Here is a 14,476-nt window from a genome sequence, read left to right on the forward strand (position 1 = left end):
GGCCGAGAGGTGGGGGGGGGGGGGGGAGTGGGGCGAGGTAACCCCGACCGGTACGAGCGGCCGGCAGCTAAGGATTGAAAGCGGAGTGCCGGCATGAGTGAGCACAGCGAACGAATCATCGGGCTCAGTGCGATGGTGCCTCATGGCGGCACGCAGCGAAGCGGAGTGCCGGCATGAGCGATCGTCTTTGCACCGTCCTGCTCTACAGCGACGACCCGCAGGTCCGTGATCGGATGCGGATGGCCGTCGGCACGCGGCCCGCACCCGGTCTGCAGATCGAGTTCGTCGACGCGTCGACCTACGCGGAGACCATCCGGCTGGTCGACGACTACGAGATCGACCTGCTGCTGCTCGACGGTGAGGCGAGCCCGGGTGGCGGCATCGGCATCGCCCGGCAGATCAAGGACGACCGGGACGACGCTCCCCCGACCTGCCTGGTGATCGCCCGCGCCGCCGACCGATGGCTCGCCGCGTACGCCGAGGTCGACGCGACGCTGGTGCACCCGCTCGACCCGGTGACCACCGGCGGCACGGTGGCCGAGCTGCTGCGGACGCACACACCCGCCTGACGTCCCACGCTCTCCGGCACCGTCACGGCACCGGATCACTCGGCGCTGGTTCCAGCCCACCCGCACTTCGTACGCTCGGGAGGCCCGCCATGGGCGATCGGACCTGGCCGCACCTGCTCAACTCGCTGCTGCGCGGCGACGAGCTGTCCACCGCCGACACCGCCTGGGCGATGGGCGAGATCATGGCCGGCTCGGCGGGTGCCGCACAGGTCGCCGGCTTCGCGGTGGCGCTGCGGGCCAAGGGTGAGACGTCCGCCGAGTTGGCCGGGCTGGTGGAGACGATGCTGAGCCGGGCCGTCCCGGTCGACCTCCCCGACGACCTGCGTTCCACCGCGCTGGACGTGGTGGGCACCGGCGGTGACCTCGCCCACACGGTCAACATCTCCACGATGGCGGCCCTGGTGGTGGCGGGTGCCGGCGTCCGGGTCGTCAAGCACGGCAACCGGGCCGCGTCGTCCTCCTGCGGCACCGCAGACCTGTTGGAGTTCCTCGGCGTCCCCCTCGACCTCGATCCGGACGCGATCGTCCGCTGCGTCACCGAGGCCGGCATCGGGTTCTGCTTCGCGGCCCGGTTCCACCCGGGCATGCGGCACACCGGCCCGGTCCGACGGGAACTGGGCGTACCGACCGTCTTCAACTTCCTCGGCCCGTTGACCAACCCGGCCCGGCCCCGCGCCGGCGCCGTCGGCTGCTTCGACCTGCGGATGGCCCCGGTGATGGCCGGGGTGTTCGCCGATCGTGGTGACTCCGTCCTGGTGATGCGCGGCGAGGACGGGCTGGACGAGTTCACCACCGCCGCACCGACCCGGGTCTGGGCGGCCCAGGGCGGCACCGTACGTGAGGCCGTGCTGGACGCGACGAACCTGGGTGTGCCCAGGTCTACCCTCGCCGACCTGCGGGGCGGTGACGCCGCGTACAACGCGGACGTGGCCCGTCGCCTGCTGGCCGGCGAGACCGGCCCGGTCCGGGACGCGGTGCTGGTCAACGCCGCGGCGGCGCTGGCCACCCAGGGCCCTCTCGACGGGGACCTGACCGAGGCGCTGCGCGCCGGCCTGGACCGCGCGGCCGAGTCGATCGACTCCGGCGCGGCCGCCGCGACCCTCGACCGCTGGATCGCCACCGCGACCGCCGCCGCACCGGTGGCCTGACGCCTCGGCACCGCCACTCGGGGCTCGATCGACTCGGCCTGACCCCTCGGCACCGCCACTCGGGGCTCGATCGACTCGGCCTGACCCCTCGGCACCGCCACTCGGGGCTCGATCGACTCGGGTTTCATGAAACCGCGGTGTCCACGCCACCCTGATACCCCGACTTCAATGATGTCGAGTGGATCACCCGGGCGGTACCCGCGCGGTGCCCTCTCAGCGACGGCCCCGCGGAGATTTGTCGGACCCGCGTGGGAAACTACAGGCGAGTAGTTATCCGCTCCCGTCCGTGCGCCACTGTCACGTTCGGGGGCGGCACGCCTGGTTCGAGAGGAGACGCCCGTGTCGCACCGCGAGCTGTACTGCGACGTCTGCGAGGGCGTGGCACCGTTCGAGGTGCCGCCCTGCATCGACGGTCACGGCACCGACTGCCCTGAGCTGATCTGCACCGGCTGCGGCGCTGCCGTGGTGCTGATCACCGCGATCGCCGTCCCGGTCACCCAACTGGCCGACCGTCGACGCCAGCCCGTCCGCCACGCCGCCTGACCCGCAGCGCCCGCCGACGGCCCGCCGCAAGCACCGCCACACCGCCTGACCCGCAGCGCCCGCCGACAGGCCCGCCCGCAAGCACCGCCTCACCGCAGCGCCGCCGCACCGCCCGACCCGCAGCGCCGCCCGCCCGACACCGCACCGCCGAGGCGACGATCGGCTGCCCGCACACCACGAAGGCCCGTTCCCCCTCGGGGGAACGGGCCTTCGTCACGCAGGTCGGTCGCGAGCGACCGGGTGGATCAGTGCTCGGCGGTGCGCCGGGTGCCGCTGTAGTACTCGAACAGCAGCCCGCAGGCGGAGAAGACGACCGCCACCAGACCGGCGCCGATCAGCCAGTACTGCCAGAACACCAGGCCGAGCGCGGCGAGCGCGGCGGCCAGCGCCAGACCGAACGGCCAGTAGCTGCCCGGGCTGAAGAAGCCGACCTCGCCGGCGCCGTCCGCGATCTCGGCGTCCGGACGGTCCTCCGGGCGCAGGTCGATACGCCGGGAGACGAACCAGAAGAAGCCACCGCACATGGTGCAGAGCAGGAACGACAGCAGCAGGGCCACCGTGCCCACCCACTCGATGCCGCCGGACGCGCCGTTGGTCCAGGCGCCGTAGAGGATGGTGGCGCCGAACAGGAACGCGGCAATGATCAGGAAGATACGCCACTCGGTCTTCATGCGGCTGCCTCAGCTTCCCGTGCGGGCCGGAACGTCGTCCGGGTTGAAGTTGCCCTGCGTCCGGCGGGTGTCGAACGGGCGCGTGGTCTCCGCGTACGGCTCCTCACCGATCTCGGTCAGCGCGTCCTGGGTGGACTTGCCGCCCTGCTTGGCCGCCAGGAACTGGTCGTACTTCTCCGGCGAGACCACCCGCAGCTCGAAGTTCATGAACGCGTGGTAGCTGCCGCACAGCTCGGCGCAGCGCCCGACGTAGGCACCCTCGGCGTCCAGGCTGGAGACCTCGAACACGTTGCGGATCTTGCCCGGCATGACGTCCCGCTTGAACAGCAGCTCCGGCACCCAGAACGAGTGGATGACGTCGCGGCTGGTCTCCTCGAACCGGATCGACCGGTTGGTCGGCAGCACCAGCACCGGGATGACCTCACTGGTGCCGAGCGTCGACGCGGTGGTGCGGGCCTCCGTGCCCTGGCCGTCGCGGTAGTTGAACTGCCAGTTCCACTTGAAGGCGACGACCTCGACCGTGACGTCCGGGTTCTTCGACAACTTGTCGACGTCGGTCTGCACGATCGCCGTGTAGTAGAAGAGCACGGAGACGATCAGGATCGGCGCGATGGTGTAGAGGAACTCCATCGGCAGGTTGTAGCGCGTCTGCACCGGCAGCGTGTTGCCACGCTTGCGGTAGCGCACCACGCACCAGAAGATCAGGCCCCACACGAAGACGCCGACCGCGAGCGCGGCGATGCAGGAGGCGATCCACAGGTCGTACATCCGCTTGGACTCCGGCGAGATGCCGCCCTGCGGCCAGCCGAAGCCGTCAAACGCCTGCCCTACGTCACAGCCCGTGAGCAGGACCAGTAGCGCCACGCCACCGAGACCGAGCCCGGCCAACCGACCAGCACCACGCCCTCGGCGGCCACCGACCCCTGGGGAAGCGCTGTGCCGTACGGCCGACGGCCGTACCTCCGAACTCCTTGCGACCACCTGGTCCTGCCTCCCTAGCGCGCCGCGGTGGGTCTTTCCTCAGCACCGACGGCAAAGGCGTCACCGACGGTCGCAGATTACTCGACCATGACGGGCTCGGCCGTGGTGGGGTCACTGTCCACCCCCATTGGGGGGATGATGGGCATACCACCGCGATAGCGTGTCGATCTGTGAGCGCATCCCCGGTCTACCTGGACGCGGCGACCGCCGCGCCGATGCATCCGGTCGCGCGGCAGGCGCTGCTGGCCGCCTTCGACGACGGCTGGGCCGACCCGGGCAAGCTCTACAGCCAGGCCCGCCGGGCACGGCAGCTGCTCGACGCCGCCCGCGAGGCCACCGCGCTGACGCTCGGCGTCCGCGCGGACGAGGTTTCCTTCACCCCCAGCGGTACGACCGCAGCCCACGGCGCGGTGCTCGGCGGCCTGGCGGGGCGGCGTCGGGTCGGGTCGACGCTGGTGCACTCGGCGATCGAGCACTCGGCGGTGCTGCACGCGTCGGAGCGGCACGTCGCGGCGGGTGGGACCGCGACCGGCGTACCGGTCGACCGGGTGGGCCGACTGGACGTGACCGCGTGGTCGGCCGCCGTTCGCGCGCCCGGTGTCGCGCTGGCCGCCCTGATCACCGCCAGTCACGAGGTGGGGACAGTGCAACCGGTCGCCGAGGCTGCCGCGGTCTGCGCCGAGGCGGGGGTGCCGCTGTACGTGGACGCCGCGCAGTCGGTCGGCCGGGTGCCTCTGCCCGCCGGCTGGTCGGTGCTCAGCGCGAGCGCCCACAAGTGGGGCGGTCCGCCCGGGGTGGGGGTGCTGGCGGTCCGTAAGGGCACCCGCTGGGAGTCGCCCTGGCCGGCCGACGAGCGGGAGGGTGGTCGTACCCCCGGGGTGGTGAACCTGCCCGCGGTGGTGGCGGCGGCGGCGAGCCTGCGGGCGGCGGCGGCGGACGCGGCGGCGGAGGCGGCCCGGCTGGCCCCGCTGGTGGACCGGATCCGGGCGCGGGTCGCGGCGGACGTGCCCGACGTGGAGGTGGTCGGCGACCCGGTGCTCCGGCTCCCCCACCTGGTCACCTTCTCGTGCCTGTACGTGGACGGCGAGGCGCTGCTGCACGCACTGGACCGGCGGGGCTTCGCCGTGTCGTCCGGCTCGTCCTGCACCTCGTCCACGTTGCGCCCGTCGCACGTCTTGGAGGCGATGGGGGTGCTCTCGCACGGCAACGTGCGGGTCAGCCTGCACCGGGAGACGACCGAGGCGGACGTCGAGCGGTTCCTCGGTGAGCTGCCGGGGATCGTCGCCGAGCTGCGCGCCGACGCCGGGGTGGTGGGGCTGTGACGATGCCGGACGAGGTCATCGACTGCCGGGGTCAGCGCTGCCCGCTACCCGTGATCGCGGCGGCCCGGCGGTTGCCACAACTGCCGGTGGGCACGGTGGTCCGGGTGCTCGCCGACGACCCGGCGGCGGCGGTCGACCTCCCCGCCTGGTGCCGGATGCGCGGCCAGGAGTTCCTCGGGTCGGTCAAGGGCCCGGACGGCCCGGCCTACGACATCCGCCGCCGCCACTAACCCCGCCCTACCCCCACACCCCCGCAGAACGCGTCGATCATGGAGTTGTGGTGGGGGACAAAAGCCGCAAGGAGCGGCTTTTCGGCCACCACTACTCCATGATCGACGCGGCGGTCGGGGCTAGGGCTACGGCAGGAGGTGGGGGCGGATCTCGTCCGCCGCGGTGTCGCCGTAGGACTCGGCGAGCCGCTTGACGAACAGGTCGCGGCGGACGTCGTACTCCTGGGTGCCGACCGTCTCCAGGACCAGCGTGGCCAGCAACGAGCCGACCTGGGCGGCCCGCTCCAGGCCGACGCCCCAGGAGAGCGCGGTGAAGAAGCCGGCCCGGAAGCCGTCGCCCACCCCGGTCGGGTCGACCGCCCGGATCTCCCGTGCGATCGGTACGTGGATCGGGTCCATGCCCCGCCCGGCGATCTCCACACCGTGCTTGCCCAGCGTGGTGACCCGCACCTTGACCAGGTCCAGCAGTTGGTCGTCGCTCAGCTTCGCCTTGCTCTGCAGCAGCGACTTCTCGTAGTCGTTGGTCATCAGGTACTCGGCGCCCTCGATCAGCGCCACCACGTCCTCGCCGCCCATCCGGGCGAGCTGCTGCGACGGGTCGGCGGCGAACGCGTACCCGCGGGTGCGGCACTCGGCCGAGTGCCGCAGCATCGCCTCGGGGTCGTTGGCGCTGACCAGCACGAGGTCCAGTCCGCCGAGCCGGTCGGCGACCGGGGCCAGCTCGATGTTGCGTGCCTCACTCATCGCACCGGCGTAGAACGACGCGATCTGGCACATGTCGGTGTCGGTGGTGCAGACGAACCGGGCGGTGTGCGCCACCTCGCTGATGTGTACGGAGTCGCAGTCCACGCCGTGGCGCTCCAGCCAGGAGCGGTAGTCGGCGAAGTCCGCCCCCACCGCGCCGAGCAGCACCGGGCTCAGCCCGAGCTGACCCATGCCGAAGCAGATGTTCGCCGCCACGCCACCTCGGCGGAGCACCAGGTCGTCCACCAGGAAGGAGAGGGACACCTTGTGCAGCTGATCGGCGATGAGCTGGTCGGCGAAGCGGCCGGGGAAGCTCATCAGGTGATCGGTGGCGATCGAGCCGGTGACGGCGATCTTCATGTCAACCCTCGGGGTCGGGAGCAGGGCGCGGTCAGACTACCGGCCCGGCAACCCGACGGTGACCGGTCGGTCGGACAACGGCAACCGGCTGGTCACGAAAGCGTCGGGACCGCTCCCAACCGGCAGCCCGACACGACGACGGGGCCGTCCCGAAGGACGACCCCGTCGTCGTACGTGCGTGGTGCGTGACTCAGTTGAACGAGTCACCGCAGGCGCAGGAGCTGCCCGCGTTGGGGTTGTCGATGGTGAAGCCCTGGGCGTCGATCCGGTCGGCGAAGTCGATCGTCGCGCCGGAGAGGTACGGGGCGCTCATCCGGTCGACGACGACCTCGACACCACCGAAGTCGGTGACGACATCACCGTCGAGCGAGCGCTCGTCGAAGAAGAGCTGGTACCGCAAGCCGGAGCAGCCGCCCGGCTGCACGGCGACGCGGAGCCGCAGGTCGTCGCGGCCCTCCTGCTCGATCAGGGCCTTGACCTTCTGCGCCGCGACGTCGGTGAGGACGACGGAAGTAGGGGCCTGGGCCTCGACGGAAGTAGGGGCCTGGGCCTCGGTCGACTCGGTCTGCGCTGGCGTGGTCACGTGGAAGTCTCCCTGCGCGGTTTGGGTCCGGACGCACTGGCCAACGCCGCGCGCCGTCCAGTGATTCCCGGTTGTGGTCCTCCGCCGATCGTACGCCGCCCCGGCCGGGCGCACCCGCGTGGCGTGACGCCCGCCGCAGGTGGGCCCCGTCGTCAGACGGCCGGAACGCTCAGCGGCTCCACTGCCGGGCCAGTCGGGCGCCCAGCTCGCGCAACCCCTCGGCGGGCCTGCTCATCGCGGCGTCGAGGCCACCGCCGGCCTCCCCGCCGAAGTGCTCGACCAGGCTGTACGCGTCGGTGACCCCGGCCGAGGCGGCCTCTCGCCGGCCGGTGCTCACCTGCCCGGCCACCACCACGCACGGCACGCCCCGGTCGCGGGCGGCACCGGCCACCCCGGCGACCACCTTGCCGCGCAGCGACTGGTGGTCGAACGACCCCTCGCCGGTGATCACCAGGTCCGCGGTGTCCAGCGCCGCGTCCAGCCGGGTCGCCCGGGTGACCAGGCGGATCCCCGACTCGCAGCCGCCGCCCAGGGCGAGGAGCGCCGCGCCGATGCCGCCGGCGGCACCGCCCCCGGGCAGCGTGCCGAGCCCCGCCGGGCAACCGGCGAGGTCGCGTTCCAGCACCGCCGCGAAGCGCTCCAACGCGGCGTCGAGCAGCAGCACGTCGGCGCGGTCGGCACCCTTCTGTGGGCCGAACACGTTGCTCGCGCCGTGCAGGCCGAGCAGCGGGTTGTCCACGTCGGTGGCCGCGACGAGCTGGACGCCACGCAGCCGGGGCGCCCCGTCCACCGCGTCGACAGCGGCGAGCGCCGCCCCGCCGTAGGGCAGCGCGGCGCCACCGGAGTCGAGAGGTGTGACACCCAGCGCGGCGAGCATCCCGGCGCCGCCGTCGTTGGTGCCCGAGCCACCCAGCCCGATCACCACCGTCCGGGCGCCGCTCTCCACCGCGGCGGCGACCAACAGCCCCAGCCCGTACGAGGTGGTGGTCTTCGGGTCACGCTCGGCCGCGGAGAGCAGGTGCAGACCACACGCCTGGGCGCTCTCCAGATAGGCGGTCGCGCCGTCGGCGGTGAGCAGGATCTCACCGGTGGCCGGCCGGCCCAGCGGGTCGACCGTCGGCACCGGCACCCGCCGCCCGCCGAGGGCTTCGGCAAGCACCTCCACGAAGCCCGGACCACCGTCGGCGAGCGGTCGGATCAGCAGGTCGTCACCGTCGGTGACGGTGCGCCAGCCGGCGGCCACCGCGGCGGCCACCTCCGGTGCGGGCAGGGTGCCGGCGAACTTGTCCGGGCAGAGCAGCACGCGCATGGCGAGCAGTGTGGCAGCCCACACCGACGGAAGCTGCGTCGCGCTCGCGCTGTGGGACCATGGCTAGGTGACTTCGACCTGGGTGGAACCCTCCAACACGGCGACGGCTCTGCTGCTGCTCGGCCGGGGCAGCGACCCCGACACCGAGCGCGGTGTCGAGTGTCCGGGCGACCTTCCGGCGCCCAGCGACCCGGATCTGGTGGCCCGAGCCACGGCTGCGAAGGCGAAGCTGGGCAGCAAGGTCTTCGTGCTGGGGCACCACTACCAGCGCGACGAGGTGATCCAGTTCGCCGACGTGACCGGTGACTCGTTCAAGCTGGCCCGGGAGGCCGCGGCCCGCCCGGACGCGGAGTACATCCTCTTCTGCGGCGTGCACTTCATGGCCGAGAGCGCCGACATCCTCACCACCGACGCGCAGCGGGTGATCCTGCCGGACCTGGCCGCGGGCTGCTCGATGGCGGACATGGCGGTTCTGGGCCAGGTCGAGGCCGCGTGGGACACGCTGACCGAGCTGGGCATCGCCGGCGAGACCGTCCCGGTGACGTACATGAACTCCTCGGCCGACATCAAGGGCTTCGTCGGCCGCAACGGCGGCGTGGTCTGCACCTCCTCCAACGCCAAGCGCGCCCTGGACTGGGCGTTCGAGCAGGGGTCGAAGGTGTTCTTCCTGCCCGACCAGCACCTGGGCCGCAACACGGCCGTGCTGGAGATGGGCCTGTCGCTGGACGACTGCGTGCTCTACGACCCGCACAAGCCCGGCGGCGGGCTCACCCCGGAGCAACTGCGCGACGCCAAGATGATCCTCTGGCGGGGGCACTGCTCGGTGCACGGCCGGTTCACGCTGGAGAGCGTCAACGACGTCCGGGAGCGGGTGCCCGGTGTCAACGTCCTGGTCCACCCGGAGTGCCGGCACGAGGTGGTCACCGCCTCCGACCACGTGGGCTCGACCGAGTACATCATCAAGACCATCGAGGCGGCTCCGGCCGGCTCGGCCTGGGCGCTCGGCACCGAGCTGAACCTGGTCCGCCGGCTCGCGCTGGCGCACCCGGACAAGCAGATCATGTTCCTGGACAAGGCGGTCTGCTACTGCTCGACGATGAACCGGATCGATCTGCCGCACCTGGTCTGGGCCCTCGAGGAGCTGGTCGCGGGCCGGGTCGTCAACCAGATCACGGTGGACGCCGACACCGCGTACCACGCTCGGGTCGCACTGGATCAGATGCTCGCCCTGCCCGGCGCGGACACTCCGCCGCCCACGGCGTCCTGATCACGTTCTGTAGCGCTCTTGGTACGCAAAAGTGCCGGATCACCGATTAATGCCACACACGCCGATGTGACCGAGTCCTTTTTCGTCACCGAGGGCTATGCTGCCCGGAGCGATGAGACAAGCGGGCCGTTTCGACATGGCCGCATCCGGGGTAGCGAGAGAGCTCAGGCGCCCCACCAATAACACTGCAGCACCGACGCGCTGGAGGTTGCGTTGACCGACGACGTCCTGGTCGTTCACGGAGGCACTCCGCTCGAAGGGCGGATCCGCGTGCGCGGCGCGAAGAACCTGGTTTCGAAGGCGATGGTCGCCGCGCTCCTCGGTGACAGCCCGAGCCGACTGTTCGACGTGCCGAAGATCCGCGACGTCGAGGTGGTCCGGGGTCTGCTCGGTCTGCACGGCGTCAAGGTCACCGACGGCACCGAGGACGGCGAGCTCGTCTTCGACCCGGCGAACGTGGAGAGCGCCAGCACCGACCAGATCAACGTGCACGCCGGTTCCAGCCGGATCCCGATCCTGTTCTGCGGCCCGCTGCTGCACCGGCTCGGGCACGCGTTCATCCCGGACCTGGGCGGCTGCCACATCGGCCCGCGCCCGATCGACTTCCACCTCCAGGCGCTGCGCGAGTTCGGCGCCACGGTCGAGAAGCGGCCCGAGGGTCTGCACCTGTCCGCGCCGAACGGGCTGCACGGCACCAAGTTCTCCCTGCCGTACCCGAGCGTCGGCGCCACCGAGCAGGTGCTGCTGACCGCGGTGATGGCCGAGGGCGTCACGGAGCTGCGTAACGCCGCGGTGGAGCCGGAGATCATCGACCTGATCTGCATCCTGCAGAAGATGGGCGCGATCATCAAGGTCCACACCGACCGGGTGATCGAGATCCAGGGTGTCCCCAAGCTGCACGGCTACACCCACCGGCCGATCCCGGACCGGATCGAGGCGGCGAGCTGGGCGGCCGCCGCCCTGGCCACCCGTGGCCACGTCGAGGTGCTCGGCGCGCAGCAGGCCGACATGATGACCTTCCTGAACATCTTCCGGTCGGTCGGCGGCGAGTACGAGGTCACCGACGCGCGCGCGCCGAAGCTGGGCGACCCCGGCCAGGAGGGCGGCATCCGCTTCTGGCACCCGGGCGGTGAGCTGAACGCGGTGGCGCTGGAGACCGACGTGCACCCCGGCTTCATGACCGACTGGCAGCAGCCACTGGTCGTGGCGCTCACCCAGGCCCGTGGCCTGTCGATCGTGCACGAGACGGTCTACGAGCAGCGGCTGGGCTACACCGAGGCGCTCAACTCGATGGGCGCCAACATCCAGGTCTACCGGGACTGCCTCGGCGGCACGCCGTGCCGCTTCGGCCGGCGCAACTTCAAGCACTCCGCGGTGATCGCCGGGCCGAGCAAGCTGCACGCCGCCGACCTGGTCATCCCGGACCTGCGCGCCGGGTTCAGCCACCTGATCGCGGCGCTCGCCGCCGAGGGCACCTCCCGGGTGTACGGCGTCGACCTGATCAACCGTGGCTACGAGGACTTCGAGGCGAAGCTCGCCGACCTGGGCGCGCACGCCGAACGTCCGTAACCCCGCTCCTTCCATCGTTGGACCACGACGGCTCCAGGTCGCGCTGCGACCTGGAGCCGTCGGCCGCTGTACCGCGATGTGCACCGGGCGCGAGCCGTTGGCTACCCTTGCCGCGTGCCGTCGCTCTTTCGCCGCAAGTCCACCGACCTCGTCGACGAGGCCGTCACCTCGGTGACCCCCGAGGAGACCGCCGAGCGGTCCCGGGGTTACACCCCGGCCAAGGGTCGGGAGACGCCCAAGCGGCCGACCGCCGGTCGCCGCCCGGCCGGCCCCAGCCGCCCCCTCACCAAGGAGGAGGAGCGGGAGCGTCGCCGTCAACTGCGCGCCGAGGCCGCCTCGGAGTTCCGCCGCGAGGGCGGCCCCCGCGACCGTGGCCCGGAGCGGCTGCTGGCCCGCAACGTGGTCGACTCCCGGCGTACGGTCGGCACCTGGTTCTTCGGCGGCGCGCTGATCGTGCTGATCGGGTCGAACGCGGCCATGCCGCCGCTGGTCCGGTTGATCTCGAACGTGCTCTGGGGCGCGCTGGCGCTGGGCGTGGTCATCGACTCGATCCTGATCTGCCGCAAGATCGGCAAGCTGGTCAAGGAACGCTTCCCGAAGACCAACCAGGGCATGGGCTCGCTCTACCTCTACGCGGTCATGCGGTCGATCACCTTCCGGCGGATGCGCGCCCCGGCACCCCAGGTCAAGCTCGGCGACAAGGTCTGACCGGCTCGGCGCGAGGGTTCCCCACGCACTGGCCAGGATCCGCACAACGTCAGGGTTGACGCTGCCTCCGGCCTTCCGGAGGCAGCACTTTCCCCGAAGTTGTGCGGTTCCTGCCTGGGAAAGGGTCTGGTTCATCATGCTGAACAGCTGATGCTGTTCGTCGAACCGAACGTTGATCCAGTGGAGCGACCGTATGCCTCCGGAACCCGCGGCCCCGCTGGCCACCATCGCCGCCGCCCTCCGTCGGGAGCGCGAACGCGTCGGCATCTCGCTCACCGAGCTGGCCCGCCGGGCGGGGGTGGCCAAGTCCACGCTCTCCCAACTGGAGTCGGGCACCGGCAACCCGAGCGTGGAGACGCTCTGGGCTCTGGGCGGGGCACTCGGGGTTCCGTTCAGCCGACTGGTGGAGCCGACCGACGACGCCGTACGAGTGGTCCGGGCCGGGGACGGGCCCCGGGTCCGCTCCGAGCGGGCCGACTTCACCGGCACGCTGCTCAGCGCGGGCGCGGCACACCTGCGCAGGGACATCTACCTGATCGAGCTGGAACCGGGCGCGATCCGCGCCGCCGACGGGCACACGCCCCGCAGCGTCGAGCATGTGGTGCTCGCCGCCGGCCGCCTGCGGGTCGGCCCGGAGTCTGCTCCGGTCGAACTCGAACCCGGCGACTACGCCACCTTTCCCGGTGACGCCCCGCACCGCTACGAGGCGCTCACGCAGGGCACGTTCGCCGTCCTCATCATGGAGCACCCCTGACCGGGGCCGGCACTCCCGCCCGAGCCCCGCTCTCGGCCAGTGCGGTAAGGTCGGAGACCAGATTCGGTTATAGGACCAAATGTCCGAAACCATTGGGATAACGTTTGCGCCCGTGGGCGGCGCCACAGTGGCGGTGAGCGAGCCCACGCCGTTACCCTCCATCCGCAGCCACGGGCTGCCGGAGCGGGCGACCTGACCGGCACGCGAGGCCCCAGCGCGACAATTTGCAACGAGGTGACAACGCCGTGAGCGAGCGGACGCGAGCCGGCCACCGGAGCGTGGCAGGCGGCGACCGGACGCCCGGAGGTCACCCCGCTGCGGCTGCGGACAGCTCACCTCCGTCGAGGATCGGCCGCGTGGCCGGGTGTGGCGACGGGCTCGGCGGATGAACGGCCGTTACGACGACCGGTGGCCTGACCCGAACGAGCCGTCCTGGGTGGTCGAACCGACCACCGAGTGGCACCCCCAGTTCCCCGGCCAGCGATACGCCGGCGACATCGGCGCCCTCCACCAGCCGCCATCGCGCGGCCGCGCCACGGTGACCGGCCGGGCCGAGGTGCCGCCGCTGGCACCGACCCGCCCGGACGGCACCTACCTCGGCCGGTCCTGGGCCGACGAACCGCCGGCGGAACCGGCAGCCCACAGCCGCTCCTGGGTGGACGACGCGCCGGTCGAGACACCGACCTACGGCCGGTCCCGCAGCGAGGTCGAGGCATCCGCCTACGGCCGGTCCGACAGCGCCGACTCCCGTCACTACGACCACGAGCCGTACCGTCGGCCCCTGCCCGAACCACCTCGGCGCGACGAGCGCCGCCCCTCCGAGTCGGACCGGCGTACCGCCTGGTCCGACCGACGCCCGGCCGACGAGCGGGGGCCCGCGCGGGAGGCCGCCTGGCACCGCGACCAGCCCGCCTCCGAGAGGTACGACGGCCGCCGCCCGCAGCAGGACCCCATCGAGCGGGATCGGGGGTACCCGGTCTCCCCGGCACCTCGGTCGGACTCCGGCTGGATGCCCGAGCCGGACGACTCACCGCGTCGCCGCGGCACGCAGGAGCGGCCGGCCGCCGGTTACGAGCGGCACCCCGGCGACGGGTACGGCGAACGGGCCACCCGTGACCACAACGGCCGCACGGCCGACGACCGGCTCCCCGACGCAGCCGACCCGTGGGCGTCCGCGGACGCCCACCCGCGGTACCGCGCGGACGGTTACCCGGACCGGGCGGCCGACGACGTCCGACGCCCGGAGCGGCGCTACCGCGCGGACGAGGGCGTCGAGGCAGCACCGGCGCCCAACGGCGGACGGCGGCGCCGACCCGAGCCGGAGATGCCCGAGCAGCCCCGCCGCGACGACGACCGGCGTCGGCCCGACACCGAGCCGTACCGGCAGCAGCCCCGTGAGGCGGCAGCCCGTGCCGAGGCGTACCCGGATCGGCGCCCCCGCGAGGAGGCCCGGCCGGACGCCTACCGCGAGGACTCCCACCGCGAGCACGGACCACGCGAGAACGGCTACCGCGAGCACGGACCACGCGAGAACGGCTACCGCGAGGACGGCCCACGCGAGAACGGGTACCGCCAGCCTCGGCCGCAGACCAGCCAACAGCCGGACGGCAGCCTGCCCTGGCCGCCGCCGGGGCCGGTGCGTCCGGACCGCACCCGCGAGCAGAGCCACCGCACCGACCCGCACCGCGCCCCGGAGCCGCACCGCAGCGCCGACCCGC

14 protein-coding genes and 1 pseudogene are annotated in these 14,476 nt (G+C 72.2%); 10 read left to right on the forward strand and 5 right to left on the reverse strand.

Annotation, left to right across the window (positions count from 1 at the left end; genetic code table 11):
* The first annotated feature begins 173 nt into the window (after positions 1–173).
* The 3 genes from LADH09A_RS23305 to LADH09A_RS23315 all read left to right on the forward strand — a co-directional run bounded on the left by LADH09A_RS23305 (position 174) and on the right by LADH09A_RS23315 (position 2,260).
* Complete coding sequence (locus LADH09A_RS23305; protein WP_238647597.1) at positions 174–569, forward strand: response regulator; 396 nt, start codon at positions 174–176, stop codon at positions 567–569.
* A gap of 89 nt (positions 570–658) precedes the next feature.
* The gene (trpD, locus tag LADH09A_RS23310; protein WP_238647598.1) at positions 659–1,717 is read left to right on the forward strand and encodes an anthranilate phosphoribosyltransferase; all 1,059 of its coding nucleotides are present in this window, start codon (positions 659–661) and stop codon (positions 1,715–1,717) included.
* 339 nt (positions 1,718–2,056) lie between these two features.
* Positions 2,057–2,260: a hypothetical protein gene (locus tag LADH09A_RS23315; protein ID WP_238647599.1), complete on the forward strand. Its 204-nt coding sequence runs from the start codon at positions 2,057–2,059 to the stop codon at positions 2,258–2,260.
* A 245-nt stretch (positions 2,261–2,505) separates the two neighbouring features.
* Here the strand turns inward: LADH09A_RS23315 and LADH09A_RS23320 are convergent, their stop codons facing one another.
* Positions 2,506–2,931 carry a cytochrome c oxidase subunit 4 gene (locus LADH09A_RS23320; RefSeq protein ID WP_238647600.1) on the reverse strand — a complete coding sequence of 142 codons (426 nt, stop codon included), beginning with the start codon at positions 2,929–2,931 and terminating at the stop codon, positions 2,506–2,508.
* A gap of 9 nt (positions 2,932–2,940) precedes the next feature.
* Positions 2,941–3,912 (reverse strand): aa3-type cytochrome oxidase subunit II, encoded by a 972-nt coding sequence (gene ctaC, locus LADH09A_RS23325; protein WP_238647601.1) that lies wholly within the window; start codon positions 3,910–3,912, stop codon positions 2,941–2,943.
* A 170-nt stretch (positions 3,913–4,082) separates the two neighbouring features.
* Here ctaC and LADH09A_RS23330 point away from each other — a divergent pair, with 170 nt between their 5' ends.
* Complete coding sequence (locus LADH09A_RS23330; protein WP_238647602.1) at positions 4,083–5,234, forward strand: cysteine desulfurase family protein; 1,152 nt, start codon at positions 4,083–4,085, stop codon at positions 5,232–5,234.
* Complete coding sequence (locus tag LADH09A_RS23335) at positions 5,231–5,464, forward strand: sulfurtransferase TusA family protein (RefSeq protein WP_088949461.1); 234 nt, start codon at positions 5,231–5,233, stop codon at positions 5,462–5,464. The genes LADH09A_RS23330 and LADH09A_RS23335 overlap by 4 nt, the downstream gene beginning before the upstream one ends.
* A 126-nt stretch (positions 5,465–5,590) precedes the next feature.
* On the opposite strand, the gene LADH09A_RS23340 is transcribed toward LADH09A_RS23335, so the two are convergent.
* The 3 genes from LADH09A_RS23340 to LADH09A_RS23350 form a co-directional block, all read right to left on the reverse strand.
* Positions 5,591–6,568: a carbohydrate kinase family protein gene (locus tag LADH09A_RS23340; RefSeq protein WP_238647603.1), complete on the reverse strand. Its 978-nt coding sequence runs from the start codon at positions 6,566–6,568 to the stop codon at positions 5,591–5,593.
* Positions 6,569–6,758: 190 nt separating this feature from the next.
* Complete coding sequence (gene erpA / locus LADH09A_RS23345) at positions 6,759–7,151, reverse strand: iron-sulfur cluster insertion protein ErpA (protein ID WP_088949463.1); 393 nt, start codon at positions 7,149–7,151, stop codon at positions 6,759–6,761.
* A gap of 169 nt (positions 7,152–7,320) precedes the next feature.
* A complete protein-coding gene (locus LADH09A_RS23350) occupies positions 7,321–8,460 on the reverse strand; it encodes a glycerate kinase family protein (protein WP_238647607.1) in 1,140 nt (379 codons plus the stop codon).
* Positions 8,461–8,527: 67 nt separating this feature from the next.
* On the opposite strand from LADH09A_RS23350, the gene nadA reads away from it, so the two are divergent.
* From nadA to LADH09A_RS23375, 5 genes and pseudogenes are all read left to right on the forward strand, one after another.
* Entirely contained in the window at positions 8,528–9,727 is a 1,200-nt protein-coding gene (gene nadA, locus LADH09A_RS23355; protein ID WP_238647604.1) for a quinolinate synthase NadA, read from the forward strand.
* Positions 9,728–9,940: 213 nt separating this feature from the next.
* Positions 9,941–11,296 (forward strand): UDP-N-acetylglucosamine 1-carboxyvinyltransferase, encoded by a 1,356-nt coding sequence (murA, locus tag LADH09A_RS23360; RefSeq protein ID WP_308194669.1) that lies wholly within the window; start codon positions 9,941–9,943, stop codon positions 11,294–11,296.
* A 114-nt stretch (positions 11,297–11,410) separates the two neighbouring features.
* Positions 11,411–12,004 carry a DUF3043 domain-containing protein gene (locus LADH09A_RS23365; RefSeq protein ID WP_238647605.1) on the forward strand — a complete coding sequence of 198 codons (594 nt, stop codon included), beginning with the start codon at positions 11,411–11,413 and terminating at the stop codon, positions 12,002–12,004.
* A gap of 193 nt (positions 12,005–12,197) precedes the next feature.
* Entirely contained in the window at positions 12,198–12,758 is a 561-nt protein-coding gene (locus LADH09A_RS23370; RefSeq protein ID WP_238647606.1) for a helix-turn-helix domain-containing protein, read from the forward strand.
* A gap of 385 nt (positions 12,759–13,143) precedes the next feature.
* Positions 13,144–14,476 (forward strand): annotated as a pseudogene (locus LADH09A_RS23375) (hypothetical protein); the annotation flags it as partial.

The sequence above is a fragment of the Micromonospora cabrerizensis genome, from assembly GCF_022230955.1.
Lineage (GTDB): Bacteria > Actinomycetota > Actinomycetes > Mycobacteriales > Micromonosporaceae > Micromonospora > Micromonospora cabrerizensis.